The organism is Streptomyces sp. NPDC012835 (assembly GCF_042900885.1).
In the GTDB taxonomy this organism is placed as follows: domain Bacteria; phylum Actinomycetota; class Actinomycetes; order Streptomycetales; family Streptomycetaceae; genus Streptomyces.
In genome coordinates this window covers 1,618,025-1,640,889 of record NZ_JBIBBW010000001.1, presented here as the reverse complement: position 1 = coordinate 1,640,889, position 22,865 = coordinate 1,618,025, and the positions used below count along the sequence as shown (strand labels likewise).

Annotated in this window: 15 protein-coding genes and 1 riboswitch; of the genes, 9 read left to right on the top strand and 6 right to left on the bottom strand. The window is 69.6% G+C overall.

Annotation, left to right across the window (positions count from 1 at the left end):
* Positions 1–161 precede the first annotated feature (161 nt).
* Positions 162–437: a helix-turn-helix domain-containing protein gene (locus tag ACFY6S_RS06695; RefSeq protein ID WP_388823570.1), complete on the bottom strand. Its 276-nt coding sequence runs from the start codon at positions 435–437 to the stop codon at positions 162–164.
* Complete coding sequence (locus ACFY6S_RS06690) at positions 434–1,123, bottom strand: hypothetical protein (RefSeq protein ID WP_388823568.1); 690 nt, start codon at positions 1,121–1,123, stop codon at positions 434–436. Before ACFY6S_RS06690 ends, ACFY6S_RS06695 begins: the two co-directional genes overlap by 4 nt.
* Positions 1,124–1,917: 794 nt before the next feature.
* On the opposite strand from ACFY6S_RS06690, the gene ACFY6S_RS06685 reads away from it, so the two are divergent.
* Positions 1,918–4,650, top strand: a complete 2,733-nt coding sequence (locus ACFY6S_RS06685) for a tetratricopeptide repeat protein (RefSeq protein WP_388823566.1) — start codon at positions 1,918–1,920, stop codon at positions 4,648–4,650.
* 25 nt (positions 4,651–4,675) lie between these two features.
* Here the strand turns inward: ACFY6S_RS06685 and ACFY6S_RS06680 are convergent, their stop codons facing one another.
* Positions 4,676–5,578 (bottom strand): serine/threonine protein kinase, encoded by a 903-nt coding sequence (locus tag ACFY6S_RS06680; RefSeq protein ID WP_388823564.1) that lies wholly within the window; start codon positions 5,576–5,578, stop codon positions 4,676–4,678.
* Between the two features lie 153 nt (positions 5,579–5,731).
* Here ACFY6S_RS06680 and ACFY6S_RS06675 point away from each other — a divergent pair, with 153 nt between their 5' ends.
* The 5 genes from ACFY6S_RS06675 to ACFY6S_RS06655 all read left to right on the top strand — a co-directional run bounded on the left by ACFY6S_RS06675 (position 5,732) and on the right by ACFY6S_RS06655 (position 16,641).
* Entirely contained in the window at positions 5,732–7,237 is a 1,506-nt protein-coding gene (locus ACFY6S_RS06675; protein WP_388823562.1) for a PD-(D/E)XK nuclease family protein, read from the top strand.
* Entirely contained in the window at positions 7,234–8,436 is a 1,203-nt protein-coding gene (locus ACFY6S_RS06670; RefSeq protein ID WP_388823560.1) for a hypothetical protein, read from the top strand. Before ACFY6S_RS06675 ends, ACFY6S_RS06670 begins: the two co-directional genes overlap by 4 nt.
* 13 nt (positions 8,437–8,449) lie before the next feature.
* The gene (locus tag ACFY6S_RS06665) at positions 8,450–11,962 is read left to right on the top strand and encodes a hypothetical protein (RefSeq protein ID WP_388823558.1); all 3,513 of its coding nucleotides are present in this window, start codon (positions 8,450–8,452) and stop codon (positions 11,960–11,962) included.
* Between the two features lie 9 nt (positions 11,963–11,971).
* On the top strand, positions 11,972–14,767 hold the full coding sequence (locus ACFY6S_RS06660) for a pPIWI_RE module domain-containing protein (protein WP_388823557.1): 2,796 nt from the start codon (positions 11,972–11,974) through the stop codon (positions 14,765–14,767).
* An 888-nt stretch (positions 14,768–15,655) separates the two neighbouring features.
* Positions 15,656–15,842: riboswitch (cyclic di-AMP (ydaO/yuaA leader) on the top strand.
* Positions 15,843–15,846: 4 nt separating this feature from the next.
* On the top strand, positions 15,847–16,641 hold the full coding sequence (locus ACFY6S_RS06655) for a transglycosylase SLT domain-containing protein (protein ID WP_388823555.1): 795 nt from the start codon (positions 15,847–15,849) through the stop codon (positions 16,639–16,641).
* An 87-nt stretch (positions 16,642–16,728) separates the two neighbouring features.
* Here the strand turns inward: ACFY6S_RS06655 and ACFY6S_RS06650 are convergent, their stop codons facing one another.
* Positions 16,729–17,634: a nitrilase-related carbon-nitrogen hydrolase gene (locus ACFY6S_RS06650; RefSeq protein WP_388823553.1), complete on the bottom strand. Its 906-nt coding sequence runs from the start codon at positions 17,632–17,634 to the stop codon at positions 16,729–16,731.
* A 49-nt stretch (positions 17,635–17,683) separates the two neighbouring features.
* Here ACFY6S_RS06650 and ACFY6S_RS06645 point away from each other — a divergent pair, with 49 nt between their 5' ends.
* Positions 17,684–18,598, top strand: a complete 915-nt coding sequence (locus ACFY6S_RS06645; RefSeq protein WP_388823551.1) for a LysR family transcriptional regulator — start codon at positions 17,684–17,686, stop codon at positions 18,596–18,598.
* 37 nt (positions 18,599–18,635) lie between these two features.
* Here ACFY6S_RS06645 and ACFY6S_RS06640 read toward each other — a convergent pair whose 3' ends face one another.
* Both ACFY6S_RS06640 and ACFY6S_RS06635 read right to left on the bottom strand, forming a co-directional pair.
* Positions 18,636–19,685 (bottom strand): Gfo/Idh/MocA family protein, encoded by a 1,050-nt coding sequence (locus tag ACFY6S_RS06640; RefSeq protein WP_388823549.1) that lies wholly within the window; start codon positions 19,683–19,685, stop codon positions 18,636–18,638.
* A 318-nt stretch (positions 19,686–20,003) separates the two neighbouring features.
* Positions 20,004–20,690, bottom strand: coding sequence for a ScbR family autoregulator-binding transcription factor (locus ACFY6S_RS06635; protein ID WP_388823547.1), 687 nt, complete (start codon positions 20,688–20,690; stop codon positions 20,004–20,006).
* A gap of 162 nt (positions 20,691–20,852) precedes the next feature.
* Here ACFY6S_RS06635 and ACFY6S_RS06630 point away from each other — a divergent pair, with 162 nt between their 5' ends.
* Both ACFY6S_RS06630 and ACFY6S_RS06625 read left to right on the top strand, forming a co-directional pair.
* Positions 20,853–21,860 carry a ScbA/BarX family gamma-butyrolactone biosynthesis protein gene (locus tag ACFY6S_RS06630; RefSeq protein WP_388823545.1) on the top strand — a complete coding sequence of 336 codons (1,008 nt, stop codon included), beginning with the start codon at positions 20,853–20,855 and terminating at the stop codon, positions 21,858–21,860.
* A 229-nt stretch (positions 21,861–22,089) separates the two neighbouring features.
* Positions 22,090–22,836, top strand: coding sequence for an HAD family hydrolase (locus tag ACFY6S_RS06625; protein ID WP_388823543.1), 747 nt, complete (start codon positions 22,090–22,092; stop codon positions 22,834–22,836).
* Positions 22,837–22,865 lie beyond the last annotated feature (29 nt).

The following is a 22,865-nucleotide window of genomic DNA, read 5'->3' as shown; positions in this document are numbered from 1 at the left end:
CGTACGGGGGGGGGGGGGGGGGGGGGGGGGGGGGGGGGGGGGGGGGGGCGGGGGGGGGGGCGGGGGGGGGGGGGGGGGGGGGGGGGGGGGGGGGGGGGGCCCCGGGGGGGGGGGGGGGGGGCCCCCCCCCCACGGCCGGACGTCCGGCCGTCGCACCTGATCTACGGAGCGGCTCCGAGGCTGCCCGTATCCGTTTCCAGTTCCACTGTGTACACGGGGCGTTCCTCGATGCCCAGGACGCGCATCAACTCAGATGTCGGAATCCGGTACCTGCCGCCGACGCGAAGGACCGGGCAGGGGAATGTGTTTCTGCGGATCAGCAGGTACGCGGTCGTGGTGCAGATGCCGAGCGCCCGGGCCGCGGTCCGCAGATCGACCGCGACCGGCAGTTCGAAGATCTCGGTGAAGCTGAGCTGACCGTACGGCGGGTGCGTCACGGCCGCCTCACGGCACGGCGGATCGGCGAGGTGCCGACGCGACGCCTGATCCGACGCTTCCGGGGGCCACGCTCCACCCTTCGTGCCCCCGTCTCGTCCACGCTGTCGTCGAAGGTGTCTTCGCGCAGGTGCTCCGGGCGTACCTGGAAGCGCAGAGGGGCCTGGGGGCCGTCCGGTCCGTCCAGGCGGTCGACTCGGACGTCCAGACTCTCCCGCGTTGTCGTGGGGGTGTCGGCTGTCTCGTCGGTTGTGCTGACGGCACGGTCCTGCGCGAGGTCCTCCACCTGGGTGAAGGGAATCTCACGCATGCCGGCGCGGGCGAAACACCATGCCCTGATCCGCGCCGTGTCGATCAGGGTCGCGATGGCGACGTGGCTCGGGTCGTCCGAGGCCGTCTGCCCTTCGAGAAGGGCCAGGGTCATCTCGGCCTCCACGTCGGATCGATCGACGTGCAGGCGATCGCAGATACGATCGGCGGTCTCGGACAGCCTCGGCAGTGCCAGCCAGATGACCAGAAGCTTCTCGGTCCCGTGCGAAGTGCGGTCGGCCAGGGCGGTGCCGAGCACCGCCTGCCAGATCGCGGCTGAGAACTCGGGGTCGGCACCCGGCCCGTACAGGGCCGTGTGTGCTTCGGAGGGGGTCAGCCGAACCGGCTCGGACCCGGTCGCGTCTGCGGCGACAGTCACCAGGACCGCATCCCTGACGCGAGGGTTGTCGAAGTACTGCCTCACCGAGGCGAACACGCTGGCAGGAGGGGGATACATCAGGAAAAATCCTCTCTTGTGGCCAAATGTACTCGGGTGTTGGGCGGACTGAGCTGTGGTGCGGGACGGCCCTGTTTCGCGATCCGGACAAAACGGAAAGCAGTCACACGCGCCTCACTTTCCCGCGTTCGTGTGAGGTAGTGAACTCGTTGGCCGGGAAACGGTGTCGCGGACCACCGAGGTGTAACAGGTACCGAAGGGGAAAGCGTTCGCCGCCGCACGGGGGTGGCGACGAGCCGGCGCGGTGCGGGGCAGAACAGAGGGGGAGGGCGCCCGCCCGTGAGCGGGCACCCTCAAACTTGTGGTGGTCAGGCGGATTCGGGGGACGGCGTTTCCGGGGTCTCGGTCGGCTGCTGCGTGGGAGCCGTGCCCTCGGGGCGGTTGGTCGTTCGCCGGCGGTGGCTGGGAGGGAAGCCGGGAGACTGCCTGAGACGGCTCATTCGACGGCTTCGCTGACGATTGTTCATGAGGACAGGACGTCCTTCCTGATCGTGGCTGAGCCGGCATCTCGCTCTTCTGCGAGCGGCTGATGCCATCGTGCCCGGACGGACGAGGGCATCGCAGAGCGGAAACTGAGGGAAATCTGAGCCTCGGGGGCGTGAAGGAGCACACGCGTGTGAAGCGGGTTGCGGCTGCGCACAGATCAAAGGGCGCCGTTGAAGGGCGCGCGGCCCGCTGCTGTCGGCGTGTGGAGGGAGAAGGCGTTGGAGGGACATGTGCTGGGCCCGGTCAGAGCCCAAGTAGCCGGTCACGGGCGGGTCTTCGGGAAGACGAAGGCGGCCGCGCTGTTCGGGCTGTTGGCGACATCACCGGGATGCCGGTGCACCAGGAAGGAGGTCGCGGAGGTTCTCTGGCCGGGGAACGACAACGCGGACGGCTTGGTGGCTCGGGCGGTCGCGGACCTCCGGAAGCAGCTGGGCAAGGAGATCGTGCCCCGGGGCAAGTCGGGCTTCTGCATGCTTCGTCTGCCGGATGGGAGCGTCGACTACCTGCGCTTCCGTGAAGAAGTGCGGAGAGCCGCCCTGTCGAATCTCCCGGAGCGGTTCGAGCGGCTCGGCGTCGCCTTGGCGGAATGGGCCGACGACGAACCACTGCGAGGGTTGCCACAGAAGGGTTTCGGGGTCCGCAGGGAGCGGATGCGAGCGGAGCGGATGGCCGCCGTCTACGACCAACTGGACGCGGGGTGGAGATGCCGGGAGGAAAAGTGGCTCCGTGAGGAGACGGAGAGATGGTTCGAGCGCGCTCCGGAACAGCCCGAGATATTCCGGTTCTATCTGCTCGCCCACGGAAAAGAACTGTCGGACCGCCAGCGTGAACGCGTCATCAGCCAGTGGACGAGGCGCCACGGGAGTCCGGACGCCGATCTCCAGAGCACCATCGACCAGATGTCTGGGGGCGAAATCCAGTCCGGTGGGGCGATGCTCCCACCGGTTCCGAACCAGTTACCCGCTGATGAGCGACAGCCCATCGGGCAGGAAGACCTGCTCCGGGACCTCTTCGAAGCCGTATGCGAGCGGCAGGACGCCGGCCGTACGGCGCTCGTCGTCATCAGCGGCATGGCAGGCGTGGGCAAGACCACGGTGGGTCACTCCCTCGCGCACAGATTGAGGGAGCGGTTCCCGGACGGCATCCTCCACGACGAACTGAACGGATTCGCCGACGGCGAGACCCAGCCCGCCGATCCGGAGCAGGTCCTCGACGGGTTCCTGGCCGCCCTGCCGCCTTATTCCACGGCGACAGGGCGGCAGGGCAAGAGCGCGGCACTGCGTTCCGCCCTGGCCCACCGCTCGGTTCTGCTGGTGCTCGATGACGCGTTGAACGCCCAGCAGGTGCTGCCGCTGCTCCCGGGCGTCGGCACCAGCGGTGTGATCATCACGAGTCGCAATGACCTGGGCGGTCTGCGTGCCAAGAAGGAGGTGCAGTTTCGCAAGGTGGAGCCGTTGCGGGAGGAGGACGCCCTCGAAGTGCTGCTCGAAAAAGTCGCCCCGGCGGACCGGTCGACATACTTCCAGGCATTCGCCGAACTGGTCTCTCTGTGCGGCCGGTTGCCTCTCGCGCTGACGGTGGTGGCGCGGCAACTGGAGTTCCGTCCGATGGGCACCATTTACGCGTTGGTCCGGGAAATGAAAGAGGAGCGGGCGAGGCTGGACGCTCTGCACCTACCGGAACACGAGATGTCGGTGCGCGTGGCACTGAACTGCTCGGTGAACGCGCTCAGCGAGGAGGCCCGGCTGCTGTTGTGGCAGTTGGCCGTTCACCCTGGCCCCAGTGCTGCTTGGGATGCCGTGATGGATCTCGGGGCATCGGAGGGCGGGAGGATGCGCGCTGACCGCGCTCTGGGAGAACTCGTGGCGGCGAACCTGGTGGAACTCCACTCCGAACGCTACCGCCTGCACGATTTGGTGCGTGCCTTCGCCCGCCACCTCGTCCATCCCGTGCCCGCCGAGGAGACGGCCGACCTCAGGAGGAGAACACTGCGGCAGGTATGGGAACACCAATTGCAGAATGTACGCGCCTGTGACCGGATACTCGACCACCAGCGCACCCTGCCCATCGGGGAGCCGGACGGGGTCACGCTCATCGAACCCGCGGCGCCGGAGGAGGCGATGGCGCTGCTGGACAAGGAGTACGACACCGTGCAGCGAGGGGTCCAACTGGCCGTCAATCAGGGGATCGAACGGTACGTATGGCTGCTGCCGATGGCCCTGGTCACCTATCAGTGGCGTCGCCACCGGCTCACGGACGCGCTGACGGGCCTCGGGCGCGCCACCGAGGCAGCGGAAGCCGCCGCCTCTCCGGTCGACTGCGCCATGGTCTACCGGATGCTGGCGGGAACGGAGTGGCGATTGGGCAAGTTCGACTTGGCCACCGTGCATCTGAGTCGTGCCGTCCGGCTCAGCGAAAAGGACGACAGCAGCACCGGTCGGCTGAGTCTCGCCCGCTCGCTGTACGCGCTCGGGATCACGTTGCGCAAGCGGGGTGACGGAGAGGGCGCGGAAGAAAATCTCCACCGGGCGAAGGAGTTGTACCGGGAGGTGGCGGACCCGGTGGGAGAGGCGGCGGCCCTGAACGCCGTCGGGGCCCTCCACTACGACCGGGGGGAGTTCACGGACGCCTTGAGCCGGTGCGCGGACGCACTTCGAGCGGTTGAGCGGACGGACGAGCGCAATGGCCGGGCTGACGTGTTGTTCACCCTGGCCAAGGTGCGTCTGGCCCGCGCGGAGCGGGACGCGGCCATCTCCTTGTACCGGCAGGCCTCCGATATCTATCGCGAGCAGGGGAACTGGCCCAGCGAGGACCAGGTGCGACGGCTTTTCGCGGACGTCCTGGTGTCAGCCGGTCTCATCTGTGAGGCGGTGGCCGAGCTGGAGAGGGTCATTGTGCTGCGTGAGCGGATGGGGGACGTGGACGTGCAGGAGGCCCGGGATCTGCTGGAGGGACTGAGGTGAGGCTCACCGGCAGGCGATCGCGCTGTCACAGCCGCGGCGGATGGTTGCGGTAGTACTCGGTGGGGTCGGGACGCAGACGCCTGGACGGTCGCGACGAGCCGAGTGGGGGAAGATGCCGGCGGAGCCGGTCGAAGACCTCCTGGACGTCCGACGGGCGGTCCTCGGCCTTCCACCGGACCATCTGCAACGCGAGGGCCGCGAACTCCGGGGGAAGGGCGGCAAGTCGATCGGGGGGCAGCACTGGGCATTCCCGCTCCGCCCGTTCCTCCAGCCCGCCGTAGGGCAGCCGCATCACGGTCATCTCCAGCAGTATGCAGCCCAGCCCGAAGATGTCGGCCCGCTCGGTCAGACCCTGATCACTGGCGTCCGACTGCTCGGGCGAGGCGTAGCCACGGGTGCCGTGTGGCTCATGTGTCGTCGCTCCCACCCTGACCGCGTGCCCCATGTCGATGAGACGTAGGCGGCCGTCCGGTTCCACGATGACGTTCTCGGGCTTCAGATCGCAGTGCACCAGTTTCTTGTCGTGTACTTCCCGCAGGATCTCGCACAGCTGACCGATGATCGAGGCCACGATTCGCGTGTCTCTTACCGGACGTTTGGCCATCACGGCATCGCGGAGTTGTTTACCCTCGATGAATTCCATGACAAGGCACTCTCGACCCTTGTACGTGCCGGTGTGCAAGATGTCGGGAATTGCCTGAATGGCGGCCAATTGCAACATGCGGTCGCCCTCTTCGTAAAGATCTGAGCCCGCCCATTGGAAATCACTCAAGGGCCCCAGGTCCCGGGCTTTCTGAGTCTTCAGTGCCACCTTCGCCCCGGTCTTGTGATGACGGCCGACGAAAAGGTCGCCCTGGCCTCCGTCGCCGAACAGGCCCAGCACTTCATAGTGATCTTCGATTTCAAGAAGTCTCTCGATCTTCTTCATGATCGCTTCCGTCTCCTGTTCGAAATCCCGTCGGCGGGACGCCGATCCATCCCTGACGGCTGTACCCGAGAAAAGAGGCAAGGAATGTCACAGACATGGCTTCCCCCGGACGGGGTGCGCCGCACATCCGAGATCATCAAGGTATCTGCCGGCATGTTCAAGGGGGGAGAGTTCCGGTGCCCGGCGGCTGATGCCCTCAAGGCACGTGGCTATCAACCCGTCGAGCCCGCGCCACGTCGCCGTGAGCGGCTGGAGCACTTCGCTCTCGGCCCGTTCATGGCGGCCTGCGACGCCCGCGTCCGGCCCGCCGGTGCCACTGCCCATCAGGGTCGGAGGCGCAGCACGACGCCGCACGACGGCCTCCGGGTCTGGTCGGACCATGGGCTGAAGGCGTACGACGCGGCTTTCCCCGCAGATCCGGACCGTCCCCTGCGGGAGGTTCCGGAACCGTGGACGTACCGCTATCGGCCCGCCGGGCCGGCCCCGCTGAACGCGGCGGAGTTCCGGTTCACCGTGTGGGGGCGCTGTCTGGCCTCCAGTGACGGGGCGTTCCGTGAACTCCGCCTGCCCGTGAACCGCCTGAGTCGAAATCCTCCGCCCGAAGGGTTCATCGCCGCGGCCGCCCTGGTGCTGGCCGAGGGTACGCCCGGGCCGCTGCCGGAGCGGGTACGGATCGTGGAGTTCGCGCTGCTCGACGGCCGTACCCGTGAACTCCTCGCCGGAAGCCGGGCGCAAGCACTCGCCCGATACCGCGAACACGGTCCCGGCGCGCTGGCCGGCGTACTGGACGGCCGGGAGTACCGCCCCGGTGCCTCGTGCGGCGAGTGTCCCTATGCGTCCGTCTGCCCCGCTCTGCGTTCCGCGCACGGACTGCTGGGAATCGAGGCGACGCATCGACCGCGGCGAACGTGGTCGGTGACCAATGGGCGTAACTACCGTGTCTGTCCGGCGCGTGACCACATGCGCCGGTTGCACCTGCCCGCGGCGGACTCCATCGAACGCGAAGTGACGGCCGAGCGCGGCAGGGCGCTGCACGCCTACCTCGCCGACCGCCACGGCCACGGCTCTCCCCGACCCTGCACCGTTGAGGTGCCCGAAGACTGGGTGCCGGACGGATTCGATCTTCCCGACCACGAACGCACCCTCGGTGTGGACCTGTTGCGCCGGCACGCTGCGGTCTGCCCGCTGGGGTGCGTCAGGAACAGTACGGATGTGAGGACCGAACCCCGGGTGGTCCGGCACGACACAGCCGCGGACGTGGTGGTGGTAGCCGCCCCCGACCTGCTCTACCGCGACGAGGGCTCCTGGGTGTGGCGGGAGACCAAGACGTCGGCCGGCGACCGCCGGTCGAACCGCCCACTGTTGGAGCTGTACCCCCAACTGGCCCTGGCCGTCGTGCTTGTCGCGCGCGGCGATCTGGGGGGTACGTCGGCCCGTGCCCGGGTCGAGTTGGAGGTGCTGCGTCCCGGCGGCGCGGATCTGGAGATCGTCGACCCCTTCACCACCGCCAACAGGACGGCCGCGGAGCGGGTCCTGCGGAGCATGCTGGCCGATTGGCACGGGGACGACGACTACGCGCCCGTCCCCGGACCCGCCTGCCACCGGTGCGAAGTCGCCCGCTGGTGCTCGGCGTCGCGCACCACCGGGGTCGGCGCGTGAGCGCGGGGACGGCCGGGCGCCGGAGCGTCCCGCCGGGCTCCGGCGAGGCAGAGCGGAGTGCCGGAGCGGAGTTGTTCCGCGAACTCGCCCGCGCGGTGGCGGCTCTGGCCGAGGTACGGGGACTCCGCTCGTTCACATTGCCCTACCCCAGTCTCGCCCAGCGCGCGCTGGACCGTACGGTGACACACTGCCTGGACATCGGGGAGACCCCGCCGAGAAGTCTTCCGGAGCTGTGGGAGTGGTGCCGGAGCAGACCGGCCGGGGACCCGCTTTTCGAGGTTCCCGCCTCCCTCGTCACCCCGGACGCGACGCTGGTGCATCCCGTCGGCCTGATGCCCACCCGGACCTGTCTCGAAGTCGCCTCTCACGGATCGGCCGGGGGTGTGGCGGCGGACGCCCGCACGCTGCTGGGTGAACTTGAGGCACGGTGCGGAACGGCCGAGTGGTACCGGCGTAGCCGGAACTTCCTGGCGCGCCACCCCGTGGTGCTCCAGCAGGACCGCTTCGGGACCGGCTGGAGCAAGGCCGTCTGGAGCAGGGTCAAGGAGCTGTACCGGCCGCTGCCCGAATCCCTGCTCGTCGAGGATGTCTTCCTGCGCTGTCCTTCCTGCGGGCTTCCCGCACTGCCCCGCGGCCGTACCATCCCCGTTCCTGGGCCGCCCGTCACCGGATCCGGCTTCTGGTGCGAGGGCGAGGAATGCCCGCACGGTGAACCTCTCGGACTGATCCGCGACCCGGACCACGCCTGGGTGCTGCGGCGCTCGTTGCGCGCCTTCCTCGCGCTGCCGCACGGAGTCGAGGAGGCGGTCCTGAACCAACTCGATCGCGCCGGAATCGGCTACGAGGCCGTATCGGGGCACCTGTGCGCCTACCGCCTGCCGGTCGCGGGTTCCGAGACCGCGAGCGTCCAGGTGTACGACCGGTTGCAGCCGGGCCTTCTCGCCGCCCATCTCACCGCCGGCGCGCCGTCGGCGGACCGCACCTTTGTCGTGGTGCCGTCCCGGCTCGCTCGGCGGGACGGCTACCGCGCGACCTTCACCGCCGCCCTGCCCACCCCGTTCCGGGAACGGCTGGTGCTGACCACGCCCGCCGAACTCCTCCACCGCCTCGGGGAGGCACCCGCGAACCGCTACGACGCCGGGGTGGCACACCACCGAGATCCGGGGGTTCTCCGGGGAGAGAAGAGAGACGATGCGTAGCATCACACCGCCCTTGACCGATGTACTCCGGGCCCTGCAGGCATTCCTGGGATCGTCCGTGCGCAAGCCCGCGCTGGAGGGAATGTGCCAGGTCGAACTCGGCCTGTACCTTCAGCAGAGACTGATGCCCGGCAGCCCGGCCGGCAGTGCCTGGGTGCTGTTCAGCGGGTATGGATTCGCGGAGGCCCATGGAGCGCCGCTGCCGCCGGACGCCGAGAAGACGTTGCGCGTCGCACGGTATTCGCTGTGGACCCTGCGCAGGGGACGGGCGTGGCGCGAGGCCCTCGAAAGCTATCAGCGGTTCGATCCGAGGGTGCGCGGCTATGACGTGCCGGACATCGAGGCCCCGGCCCTCCGCCGCGAGATCTCCGTCGCGAGCGACCGCTTCCAGGCGTACGAGCAACTGCTGCGGGCCGCTCCGCCGCTGGCGGGCAAGCGCCCGCCGGTCGCGGGCCCGGGGCCACACGCTTTCCCCGTCAGCCGCTCTCTGGCGGTGGTCGACCTGCCCGTCGTCCCCGACACTCCCGTCGTGGCCCACGACATGGACCTGTGCCCCGCCGGGGCCGGCGAGCCTCTGATCTTCACCAGGAGCGGCCTGGAGCACACCGCTGCGGAAATGGACGCCACGCACGCCCGTGCCGGTACCGGAAGTCCGCCGCGCTGGCTGGAGCGACTCCGGGCCTTCGAGCTGTCCGCCAAGGAGAAAGAGGGGGGCACGTTTCACAAGACGCACGACTTCACATTCACGATCGACAAGATCCTGCACCTGCTCGGCATCGTCGGCGCCGGCAAGAGCACACTGCGCGACATCATCGCCGTCCATCTCGCGAAGCTCGGCAAACGCACCACCGTGGTGGTCTCCGACGTCGCGGAGGTGCTGAAGCTGGTCGAGCTCTACAACCTGTACACCGAGGGTGCGGCCGCCCCCGTGCTCGGCTCCTCCGGCCGGGAACGACACGCCCAGCGGCTGCACCGTCGGCTGGCCGGGCGGGGGGAGCACCGATTGCTCGCCCATGACGACCCCGCGTTCGTATACCTGGGGACCTCCTGCGCGCTGAACGTGCGAAGGCGGGAGTCCACGCCGTCAGCCGAGCCGCTCGCCTTCGGCGAGGCTCCCTGCACCCGGCTGCGACCGCCGTCGGACCCGCGACGTGGTAGAGGGCGCGGCCAGTCGTCCCCCTGGCAGAAGAGTCAGACGAGCTGCCCGTATTGGTCGGTCTGCCCCCGGCACCACGGATCCCGCGCGTTGGTCGAGGCCCGCATCTGGGTCGCCACGCCCGCCGGTCTGATCGACTCCTCGCCACCCCGCCCGCAGAACGGTGAACGTATCCGCTACCTCGAACTCGCCTGCCGCCGCAGCGACCTCGTGATCATCGACGAGGCCGACCACGTGCAGATGCAGTTGGACCGGACCTTCGCGCCCGCGGTCGTTCTCGCCAGCGACCAGGACAAGGGCCTGATCGATGAGCTGAGCCGGCACAAGATCCGGGAACTCGCGGAGAGCGGGCGCACCCAGCTCTCCGAGAGGGACGTGGAGATCTTCTCCGCCGCGCTGAACACCGCCGGAGCCGCGACGGACCGGTTGTACGCGATGCTCGTCACCGGGCATGACCTGCGCCGCTGGGTACGGACGGGATACTTCAGTGCCTGGACGCTCCAACTCGGGCTGCTGGACGAGCGCTATCCGCTCTCCGATGACGGTGAGCCGGACAGCCGCGACCAAACGCCGCGGGAGGCTCTGGGCAACTTCCTCGACGCGTTCCGCGACAACCCCTTCGGCGATCGCCTCCGACGGACGGACCAGGACTTCGGCGAGCTGACCGGACTGCTCAACGAACTGCTCCACACCGGAAATCCCGAGAAGACCCGGCGCCACCTGACGACGATCATGGACGAGGTCTTCCGCATCGACGCGACGTACCTGGCCTCCCGGCGACAGGATTACGAGGAGAAGCTCGCGCTGTGGCGCCTCAAAGAAGAGGAACGGCAGAAGAGACGCGTGCGCCCGGGGCGCGAGACCAAGCCGTCACCGCCGCCGCAGACCCCTGAGGAATGGCACGGAGAACTCGCCAAACGCTTCGAATTCACCCTGCTGCTGTGTGCTCTCGAACCCCGACTCGCCATGATCAACGCCATGTGGCCCCGGGTGGAGGCGGCCCTCAGCCTGGGCTACAACGAGATGTACCGCAGGCCACTCGACTACGGACCCATGGTGCCCGAAGCGCCCATGGGCAACGTACTCGGATTCCAGTTCCGGGTTTCCGGCGAGGACGAGGGCGGCATCCGCAGCGGCGAGCTGACCTTCTTCCGCTGCAGTGGGGTCGGCCGGGAGCTGCTGCGCGCCATGCCCCACCTCACCACCGTCGACGGCCGCCCCGGAGCCCATCTGCTGCTCATGTCCGGCAGCAGCTGGGCGGGCGCCTCCAGCCGTTACCACGTCTGCGTCCCGGTCGGCGTGATCATCGAACCGCCGGCCGACGTGACCGAGCGCATCGCGGAAGGGAGCCGGATGCGCTTCGAGTTCATCGATGACGGTGACGAGAAGCTGCGCCTGTCCGGTACCGATCCCGACGAGCGCCCCGAGAAACTGCGCCGCATCGCCACGCATCTGGGAGCGGGTGAGTACGACATCCTCGACGGCGGCCCGCTGGAGCGGGAGATGCTGTCTCTGCCGCCGGAGCGCCAGCAGATCCTTCTCCTGGTCGGCAGCTACGCCGAGGCACGTGTCGTGGCCGACACCCTCCACAACCTCAACCCCCGTTGGCGCGACAGCGTGTTGTGCCTTGTCTCGGACGACGAGGAGATCGCCCCGGAGGACGAGGCTCCGTCCGCCTACCGCGCCCCGTCGCTGCGCCGAGGCGACGTCGAGCGACTCAAGGACCTCGACACGAACATCCTCGTAGCACCCCTGCTGGCCGTCGAGCGTGGCCACAACATCCTCAACAGTGACGGTGAAGCAGCCATCGGCACGGTCTACTTCCTGGCCCGCCCCAATCCACACCCGGACGACCTGTCCCTGGCCGTCCACGCGGTCAACGACTGGATCGTCCGCGCCATCACGGGCGGCGACTTCGACTCGTGGGTGCGCGGATGCGCCACCGTCGAGCAGGGCGCGGACGAGGTCCGCCGACTTGCCCGCTCGCGCTGGTACCAGGTGCTCGAACGCTCGATGGCATGGAGCCGCCTCGGCGATGAACGGGAGCGGGTGACCTGGGACATGCTGGTTCTGATGTGGCAGGTGATCGGGCGGCTGGTGCGTGGTGGTGTGCCGGCCCGGGTGGTCTTCGTCGACGCCGCCTTCGCTCCGAACCGCGAAGCGACACCCCCGCGCCCCGACACCCCGAAATCCAGCCTTCTGCACAGCGTGCTCGACGTACTGGACCCGTACTTCGACGGCGACACGAAGAGCGCCGAAGAGCAGTTCATCGCCCGGGCCCTGTACGAACCGTTGCGGCGCATGCTCGCCCGGTTGCTCGCCGACCCACCCGCACCGGCCCACCCGAAAGAGCTCAGTCCCGCCCGCTAGGAGGCATCCGTGTACCAGACCATTCGCGTCACTGCCTACGAACCCGACCTGCTCCACGGCCCGTGGCGGGAGGAACTACGCGTCCTGCGGCTCGGCACGGACCTGTATACGGAACTCACCCGGCTTCATGGCGAGGCCAACGCCGGTGCGGGCCGCCCCGACCGGCTCCCCGTCCGTCAGCTGAACTCCCTGCTCCAGGCCATGGCACCGGGCGCCATCGCGACCGGACGCAACGCGGGAACCGACGGCAGCCTGCCGTGGCTCTACGCACGGGAAGCCGTGCCGCCGGAGGTCCTCGCCCCGCTGATCGGTACCTGGGCGGCGGGGCGGCTCCGGGAGGACGACGACGGCGGGGGACCCGATCTGGAAGAGCGGCTGCTGTCCGAGAACCCGGCTGCCGCGGTGCCGCTCCCGCAATGGGAGACCGAGCCTGTCGACCTCACCGAGACGGTGACATCGCCGGGAGGCACCGCCGAGCCCGTCCGACGGCTCTACAGCCTGTTGCCGGAGTGGATCGCCTTCCGGCTGGCAGCCCGACCGTTCCGTACACGAGGTGTCACCCTTCGATTCCGCGTCGAGAGTTCGGACAACGGAGCGCGTCTTGTCTCCTGGCCACCACAGAGGTACGAGTACCGCAAGCAGACCTGGTACTACTCCGCGTGCCTGAACATCACCGTCCACACGGTGCCGTTCGCCTCGCGGTTCCGTGTCCATGTCTCCACCCAGGTACGTCGGTGGGCCACGCGGCTGGACGTACGCCCCCACCGGCTCGGTGGAGCGACGGTCCTGCTCGACGCCCCACTGCCGTGGCCGGAAGGGCCTGACCGGGGCCACCGGCTGACGGTGAACTCCCTCGGTTACGACCGGCGTCGCAAGGAGCTTGCCTGGCGCCGCCACAGCCCCGCGCTGCTGCTGCCCGAACTGGACATCGTGCGTGGCTACCCGGAACCCGAGGAACTTTTCACCCATCCGGAACGCTGGATCAATGGATGCCGTGACGTGGCCGCCGGCATCGTCTACCACCCTTCGGTCGGTCCGCACGCGGTGGGCCCCGGGCTGATGCCCCGGGAGCGGGCGGACCTGGACGCCTGGGTGGAGGAAGGGCTGCGTCCGGTGCTGCGCCGGGTCAGCGATCTCACGCGAGTCACCAGACGCAACACCCCATCCCTGCTTCCCCGTTCGGCCACCAAGGGGCAGCCCGGGGTCCGGGACGCGCAGCTGGCGCTGCAGCGCCGCGCGGCACTGGCACGCGCTCTGAACGGCCGCCGCTTGGAGGTCGAGGTCTTCTGGCAGTCCCCGGAGACACGTGCCGCGCTGCTGTCGGAGCTGCCCAAGCTCATCGGTTCGGCCGCCGGGGAGAGAGTGGGCCCGAGCACCGACGACATCTGGCAGTGGCGGGATGACGGCATCGACATCCGCGTACGCGCCCGGCCCGCCGGACCCTTGGCCGAGGCACTGCCGGTCTCCCGGGACCGTAGGCGTTCCCGTGCCACGCGGCTCGCCGAGGCGACCGAAGGGCGGTGTGAAATCGTGGCGGACCGGTTGGCGCCGCCGCGTGGCGACGACGCCGGTGTCGTGATCGCGGAAATCGCGGGCAAGGGCCGCTTCGCCGCTGTCCCGGATTCCGATCCCAAACACGCGTTGCGTATCGCCTGGGCACGGCAGGGGTGGGTCAGCCAGTTCGTCAACGCGCCCGAGGACGCCGCAAGTGCCTTGGAACACCGGGCCCGGTGGACCTGGCTGGACGCGTTCCGGCAGATCGGTGCGATCAGCCCACCCGCCCACAGGGTGGGCGCCGGAATTCCCGGCGACCTCCAGTACGCGGCACTCTGGCTCGTCCGCCACACCCGGAAGGGACCTACGCGTTGCCCTGTCCGCCGTCTCGTCGCGGTGCGGATCCGCCCCGGAGACGGGCCCGACGCGATCGAAGGGTGGGACGCCGAGCGTGCTCAGTGGGTGCCGTACCCGAAGCTGTTGCTGCTGCTCTCCAAGACCCCCGGTCCGACAGCCGAGGCAGTGGACTCGTACGAGGGGCATGACGACGCGACCACCGGAACGGAGCGCGGGCCCGCCGAACGCCTGGGCGCGCGGCAACGCCAGGAGCGGGAGACCGAGCGGCAGCTTCGCGCCCTGCTCTTCCAACTCCGCGACCGCCCGACGCTCCTGCTGGCGGACGCGGCCAATCTGCGCCAGTGCTGGCCGCGCCTGCGCAACGGATCGTTGGCCCGCGACATGCTCGGTTTCGGCACCGAACCCGATCAGCGCCTCACCATCTACGGGAACGACCTGCGGTTGGTGCTCGTAAGGGATGCGAACGCGCGCGAGGAGGTGGCGGAGTGGTATGCCCATGACGGCAAGGAAAAGATCGGCTTCGCCGAGGGCGTGTGGGGGACGGCCGAGGATGAGAGCAGGGTGTTCGCCAGTACGACCGCCACTCCGCACACGGCGGCGAAACTCCCCAAGGGACTGATGAAACTGGTGCCGACGGCCCGGGGACGAACAGCCCCCGGCAAGTCCGCCTGGAACCCCGGGCAACTCGAAGTGACCGTGCTCGGCTGTCTGTCGGAGAAAGCGCTGGCGGACGCGGGGCGCGAAGGGGAGACGCCCGACCGGCCGGCGGAGTGGGCGACGCTGACGCATCAGCTGCGCTACCACGACGATTACCCACCGCTGGCCCGCCCGCTCCCGCTGCACCTCGCGCGCCTGGCCGGCCAGTATGTGCTTCCCCTGGCCGCCGCGCGGGAAAGCCGGAGCGTGCGGCCCTGCCCCGCTGATCCGGTCGGTTCTGTCCCCGACTCCCGGTGAGCGGGCTGTCGAGGGCGCGCGCCCGGGACGGCCCGTAGGGGTGCTCGGATTCGACCTGCTCGCCCGGACCAGGCTGAGGGCACCCGTGCCGGGACACGTTGGACGCACCGGCGTGTCCGATTCGCGGGGCACGGGTGCCTTCGGAGCCACGGGGCGATGACCGAGCTCGTGGAGGTGGTGGCGCCGACTCGGTCGGTCGGCCCGGTCTCCCTGGCACCACAGGCGGTGAGGCAGTCGCGGCGGGGCTCGCCATTCTGGATCTTCTCAGTGGCGGCCTCGCGGCCCCATGTGCTTTGGCGACCGACTCGGCGCCGTGTACGGCGGCCTTGAGAGCGGACGGTCCGGTTCGGGTATTCCTGTTCAGCGGGCGCGATGCCGAAACGCGAACAGAGCCCGCATTCGCGCGGAGGCGCGCTGAATTCTGACGTCGCATCAAGCCGTCACTGCTGTGAATTGACGACACATCAGCGTGCCCTTTGTTCGTGTTGATCTTTTCTTGGGCAAAGGGGAGTGGAGGCCGAACTGTGGCGTCTCGGACGGGTGAATCCCGATCCGGAGTCGCTCGGGCGGCAGCTCGCCCCTTCGTAGAGCTTTTGGGTGTTTTGGTGCTCTTGTCCTTGGTGGCGATATGGGTGATATTCGTGCATCTTGTAGCCCTCTGGGTGGCGTTGTGGCGACAGAAGATCCACTCGAACCCGTGACATGTGTCACGTAGATGATCGTTTCATGGGTATGCCTTCTCGTTCACTTGGCCCACGGGAATGGAGAGTTGAAGCCCTTCGGGGCCGAAGAATATTTCTGATCTTCCCGGCTGCAATGGCCTCTCGGATTGCGTTGCGATTTCTGGACTTGTCTCTCCCGGGACTTCTCGCTTACGTTCTCGTCACTCCGGACAGAACGCCGAATCCTGCCGCTGCCCGGAATCCCACACCTACTCACGTACGGCAGGAGCGGGGGACCCAGGTAAGTCGCCGGTTCAGTGGTTGGACCGGCTCGGGGTGAAGTCGTCGTTGTGGCGGCCGGGCATCTCCTGCCCGAACCCGACAGCTCACCTCGCAGGCGACGGAGAGGAATGCGTCATGTCCGCAAAGGCCAAACACCGCCGTCCCAGAACCGGCCCGCTCGCTCGTGGTGTCGTCGCCGTGAGCGCGGGAGGCGCCGTGCTCGCGCTGCCGCTGCTGGCGGCCACCACCGCCCAGGCGGCGCCCGCGACCGGGCACGCCACCGCCGGGGCCGCGGCGTCGACCGCCGGGGTCACCCGGCAGGCGCCCCTGACGTACTCCGTCGTCGCCGGTGACTCGCTGTCCAAGATCGCGAAGGCGCACTCCCTGACCGGCGGCTGGAAGAAGCTCTACGAGGACAACCGGGGCGCCATCGGAAGCAACCCGTCCCGGATCGTCCCCGGCCTGAAGCTGACCCTCGGCTCCACCGCGAAGGCCACGACCGCGAAGGCCACGACCGCGAAGACCGCCACCGCGAAGACCGCGACGGCGAAGACCGCCACCGCCACGAAGACCGTCGCCAACGCCACGCCGGCCGCGCTGAAGACGTACTCCAACAACCTCGACGGTTGGATCCGCGAGTCGCTGGACGTCATGGCGACGCACGGCATTCCGGGCTCGTACGACGGGATCTACCGCAACGTCATGCGCGAGTCCTCCGGCAACCCGGCGGCCATCAACAACTGGGACTCCAACGCCGTCGCCGGTACCCCGTCCAAGGGGCTCCTCCAGGTGATCGACCCCACGTTCCAGGCGTACCACGTGCCCGGCACGTCGACGGACAGCTATGACCCGGTCGCCAACATCACCGCCGCGTGCAACTACGCCGCCGCCAGGTACGGCTCGATCGACAACGTGAACGGCCCCTACTGACGGCCGGCGCCTGACAGCCGCGGCCCGACAGCCGACGCCCGGCCCCTCATCGCACCCCGGCAGGACTCCGACAGGACTCCCGCAGGACTAACGGGCGGTTTCGTCCACCGCCAGGGTGAAGATGTCGGGCCGGGCGTAGTGCCCTGTCACATCCAGGTCGAACCGGCCCCTGGCGATGTCCCCCAGGTCCAGCTCGGCGGTGAGGATCCCCTCCCCGTCCCTGAGCGGTCCCGCCAGCACCTCGCCCAGCGGGGAGACGATGGTGCTGCCGCCGCCGATCAGCACGGTTTCCGGCGCGTCGCCCTGTACGGGGTGGACATCGGCCGGGAGGTCGGCGCGGCGCAGGTACTGGTTGGCGCTCAGCACGAAGCAGCGGCCCTCCAGGGCCACGTGGCGCATGGTGGCCTGCCAGTTCTCCCGGTCGTCCACCGTCGGCGCGCACCAGATGTCGACGCCCTTCGCGTACATCGCCGCGCGGAACAGCGGCATGTAGTTCTCCCAGCAGATCGCCGCGCCGAGCCGGGCGCGGCCCGTCCCCACCACCGGCATCGTGGAACCGTCGCCGGTGCCCCAGATCACCCGCTCGGCGGCCGTCGGCATCAGCTTGCGATGGTGGGAGACGAACCCCTCCGGGCCGAAGAACAACGCCACGCAGTGCAGTGTCGAACCGCTGCGCTCGACGGCCCCCACCACCGCGTGGCAGCCCAGCTCGCGCGTGAGCGCGGCCAGCTCCGCCGTCTCGGGGCCGGGGACGCCGATGGCCGACTCGGCGTAGCGGCGGAACAGCTCCCGCCCCTCCGGCGTGCGGCTGCCGACGGTGACACCGAAATCCAGCCCCTTCGGGTAGCCGCCTAGGAACGCCTCGGGCAGTACGACGACCTCGGCCCCCCGGCCGGCCGCCTCACGGATCAGGTCCCGGGCCCTGCCGAGATCGCCGGGTGTGTCGAAGAGTCGGGAGCCCGCCTGGACGACGGCCGCGGTCAGATGCGTCATACGGCGACCGTACGAAGGGCTCGCGGCATCCGGCAAACTGATATCCACGATGATCGATATCTATGAAACCGAATTCAGGCGGGCCGATCTCAATCTGCTGATCGTGTTCGCGGCGCTGATGCGCGAGCGGAGTGTGACCCGCGCCGCCGCCGAGCTGCGGCTGAGCCAGGCGGCGGTCAGTGCCGCTCTCGGCAGGCTGCGCCGCCTCTTCGGTGACGACCTCTTCGTCCGGGTACGTACGGGTATGGAGCCCACCCCGCGCGCCCATGAGATCGCCCGGACCACCGAACCGGCCCTGCGCATCCTGCACGGCGCCCTCACCGGCGCGGCACGGTTCGACCCGGAGACCTCGGAGCGGACGTTCACGCTGGGCATGTCCGACGACATCGAGGCCCACCTCATGCCGAGACTGATCGAGCGGGGCGGCGCCCACCCCGGCGTGCGGTTCGTGGCGCGTCAGACCAACCGCACCGTGGTCGCGGACATGCTCGACCGGGGCGAGATCGACCTCGGCGTCGCCGTCGCACCGGCCCTCGGGGCCGCACACCGCCAGGAGGAGCTGTTCACCTCCGGCTACGCCTGCCTCTTCGACGCCGGGCTGCTGGACCTCCCCGTACCACTGACCCGCCGGGACTACCTCGCGCATCCGCATGTCCTGGTCTCGCACGACGGCCGCCGGGGCATCGTCGACGACCTGCTCGACGCCCAGGGGCTGACCCGGCGGGTGGTCGCCGCGACGACACACTTCGCCGGAGCGGTGGTGATGCTGCGCTCCGTCCCCGCCCTCGCGACCGTCCCGCGGCACGCGGCGGAGGTCTACGCCCGGATCGCGGGGCTCACGATCAGCCCGCCGCCGATCGCGATGCCGGAGTACCCGGTCTCCTCGGTGTGGCACGCCTCCCTCGCCGACGACCCCGCCCACACCTGGCTGCGGCGGACCGTACGGGAGTGTGCCGCGCCGTAGCGCCGGCGGACTGCCGCGCACCCCGGCCCCCACCGTCCTAATGACCCGCCCCGGCCGCCGGACCCGTCGCCGCGCCGCCTCCGTAGAAGGCGGGGCGCTGCTCCAGGGCCTCGACCCGGATCACCGCGCCGGACTCCAGGGCCTGGACGAGGGCGTCCGTGATGACGGTCGCGGCGTAGCCGTCCCAGGACGAGGGGCCGGTGGGCTCGGTTCCGGTCGCCACCGAGGCGGCCCATTCGCGGAACTCGGTGTCGAAGGCGCCCTCGAAGCGGCCCTGCCAGTCCTGGAGCACCCCGGTGGAGTTCCGGCCGGCCCCGCGCACCGCGACGGTCGCCGGATCGGGGAGGCGGACGAGGCCCTCCTCGCCGACGGTCTCGCACTGGATGTCGTATCCGTAGCGGCAGTTGACGAAGACCTCCAGGTCGATCCTGACTCCGGCGGCGGTCTCGAAGAGCATGATCTGCGGGTCCTGGAGGTGCTCGTGCCGGTTACGGGTACGGCGCGGCTTCAGCACCTGTACGGACCGGATCTCGTCGTCCAGCAGCCAGCGCAGTACGTCGATCTCGTGCACGGCCGTGTCCTGGGCGGCCATCGCGGAGGTGTAGGAGGCCGGGGCGGTCGGATTGCGGTGGGCGCAGTGCACGATCAGCGGTTCCCCGATCGCGCCCGACGCGATGACCCCCTTCATCTCCCGGTACCCGGCGTCGTACCGGCGCATGAAGCCGACCTGTACGAGCCGGCTGCCGTGGGCCGTCTCGGCCTCGATGATCTTGAGGCAGTCCGCCGCGGTGGTGGCCAGCGGCTTCTCGCAGAAGACCGGCTTGCCGGCGGCGACGGCCGCGAGGACGTGTTCCGCGTGGGTGGGGCCCCACGAGGTGACGACGACGGCGTCGACATCGGCCGACCCGATCACCTCGGCACCGCTGCGCAGGGCGCGGGCGCCCACGGGGGCGGCGGCCGCCTCGGCGCGCGCGGCGTCGATGTCGAAGACGGCGGTGACGCGGGTGCCGGTGACGACTTGGGTCAGACGGCGGATGTGATCCTGCCCGATCATTCCGGCGCCGATCACGCCGATACGGACGGTCATACGGGGATCTCCCTTACGGAGCGGCTCGGTTGGAGGAGGGAGCGGGGAGGCCCGGAGGCGGTGGCGGTGGCGGGGACGGCCGGGGGCGGTGGCATGGGCAGGTGGGGGTGGGCGGGACAGGCGCTCCGGGCGAGGCGGCGCGGGACCTTCGACGAACCCGACTCGCCACCAAACCCCTTACGCCGGTGGCCAGTACGATCCTGGATGTCCATATGTCATGTCAATCCCCATGGTGAACGCCCGCGCCGTGCGGGGGAGTTGCCGGGCGGCATCCGGCATCCGGCACACGTACCCGCACTTCGCCGGTCCCGCGTTCCGTCAGCCGACCGGGCGCAGGGCCGGTGTCCCGTCCCGGCCCTGCTCGCGCGCGCAGTACACGCGCACCCGCGCGAGCAGCGCCTCGGGATCGGGCTCCGGCTGGAGCGAGTTGAGATGCAGCAGCCACAGGTCGTGCAGCCCCTCCTCGATCTGCCGCCGCCCCTCCAGGGCGTCGGAGACGGTGTGCAGTCCGAAGAACGCGCACACCAGGCCGTACGCCGCGACCTCCGGCGGCACGCCGCGCGCGAGCTGCCCCTCCCGGCGCGCCTCTTCGAGCAGTCCGGTCACCGTCTCCAGCCAGCCCACGAACGGGCGCGGCAGCGTGACGTCGATGGCGCCGCGCTCCGCCCACAGCCGTGCTCCGGCCCGGGTGACGACATCGTCGCGGAATGCCCTGGCCACATCGAAACTCAGTGCGACCAGTTTTTCGAGTGAGGCGAGTTCGGCCGACGCGTAACGGCCGATCAGACCGGGCCAGGTCGCGAAATGTTCCTCGACAATGGCCAGCGCCAGATTCTCCTTGCTCGCGAAATGGAAGTAGATGGCTCCACTGGTGCGCCCCGACCGCGCGCTGATGTCACTGATGCTGGTTCCGGCATAACCTCGCTCGTCGAACAGGTGTGCCGCCGACTCCAGGAGAAACCTCCGCGTCGTTTTCGCTCGCACCTGCGCCGCTCGAACCTGCACGTGTACTCCGGATTGCCGTTCCGTTAACTGACAGCAGGCAATGTAGCGCGTTTGGCCGAACCGGGCTGGGGTGCGCAGTCGGGTGAATTGAGTTGTTCTTATCCTATGAACGCATCGGTGGATGGTGTAGCGGTCGGCGGCACGTCCGCGAGTGGCACACCCGTGAGCGACGCACCTCCGGAAAGCGCCCCCGTACTCCCGGACCGCACCCCCGCACCCCCGGAGCGCACCCCCGCGCGCCGCGCGCCGGCCCGGCTCCGCCCGCTCTCCTGGTCGCGCACCGTCCCCCGCGAGTGGGTCCACCGCGACTCCGTCGCCGAGGTGCTGCTCACCGATGTACGGCGGGCCAGGGGCGGCGGGTTCGAGGCGGCTGCCTCCTGGCCTCGGTCCCATCCGACGTTCCCGCGCGACGGCGCCGACCTGCACAGCCCGCTGATGATCGTCGAGACGCTCCGGCAGCTCGGCATCTGCCTGCCGCTCCGGTACTTCGGGGTGGCGCCGTCGGCCCGGCTGGTGATCACCGATCTGTACTTCGAGATCGATCCGCGCAGCGAACCCCTGGCGCGCTCCGGCGCCACCAGGGTCGGCTGCCATGTGCTGGTCGACGGGGTGCACCGGGGGCCGGACGGTGAGGTCACCGGGTTGCGGCTCCAGGTCTCCTACCGGTCCGGCGGAGCGGTCTTCGCGCGGGCCGGCGGCGGCTCGCGGTTCCTGAGCGCGGAGCGGTACGACGCCGTACGGACGGGGGGCGCGCGGCCTCCCGTCCGTACGGCGTGGGAGGCGCCGGGCGCGCCCGCGCCCGCGCCCACGGTCCGGCCGGTGCGGCCCGCCGCGCACCGGCTCGGGGTGAACGGCGCGCACGACGTCATGATCGCCGCCGACGGGCCCACCCTCATGGTGGAACCCGCGGATCCGCGACACCCCTACTTCTTCGATCACGCCACCGACCACCTCCCCGGCATGATCGTCCTGGAGGCGGCCCGGCAGGCGGCGGCGCTGGCAAGCGGGGGAAGACTGATGCGGCCTACCGCCGGTCGGCTGAAAACCGCGCGGTTCATCGAATACGCGCCGCCCGCCCGAGTTCTGTGCGTGCCGCACCACACGACCTGCGTCTTCCGCTTTCTTCAGGGCGGCGAACAGAAGGCATTCGGCGTGCTGCGCTACCAATAAACACATAGGGACACTAATGGCAATCGCTTGACTGCCCTGAGTGATGCTCCCTAGCGTAGTGATCGTTATGTTCTTCGGCGGTCGCCCGACAGGGTCTCCGTAGAGGCCGGTGCCCGCCTGGAATCCCACCCGCATGTCCGCGGGTGGCCACAACGCGCCCCCGGTGTTTCGCACCGGTGCGGCGGCCAGCGCTGCCGCGATCAGGGCTTTCCCGAATGGAAAAAGCCGGATGACAGCTCACCGCATCCTTTCCTGGACCCCCGCCGCCATCGTTTTCGACTGTGACGGCACACTCATGGACACCGAAATCCACTGGCAGGACGCGCGGATCAACGCTTTGCGCGAGTACGGATTCACCCCGGCTCCCGGTTTCGCCGAGCGGGCCAAGGGCCTGCACTACACGGAATGCGGCGTCCTCATGGCCGAGGAGGCGGGCCGGCCGGAGCTCGGCGAGGAGATGACGGGCAGACTGCTCGCGCACTTCCGCACGCTGGTCGACGACAACCCGCTGACCATGCCGGGCGCCCGCGAACTCGTCGTGGCGGCCGCGAGGTTCGCCCCGCTGGCGGTCGCCAGCAACTGCCCGAGAGAGGTGGTGGAATCCTGCCTCGGCACCGCGGGTCTGCTCGGCCACTTCGGCCATGTCGTCGTGCCGGACGGCTCGATCAGGCCCAAACCCCACCCCGACGTCTATCTCGCCGCCGCCCGGCTCTGCGGCGCCGAGCCCGCCGACACCCTGGCGGTCGAGGACTCCCATGTCGGCATCCAGTCGGCGGAGCGCGCGGGGATGCGCGTCATGGGCGTCGGCCCCTGGCCGGGCGACCGGACCGTCGCGCTGGTGGACCTGTGGGTCCGCTCCCTGGACGAGCCGGAGGTGCGCGGCTGGGCGGGCACCCGGGTGCCCGCCCAGTTGTCCCGCCCGAGTCTCCCGCCCGAGCGCGCCGGTGCGGGAAATCGGCCTACCATGAAGTCCTGAGGGACAGATCAGCCCCGATGCCGCCGCGC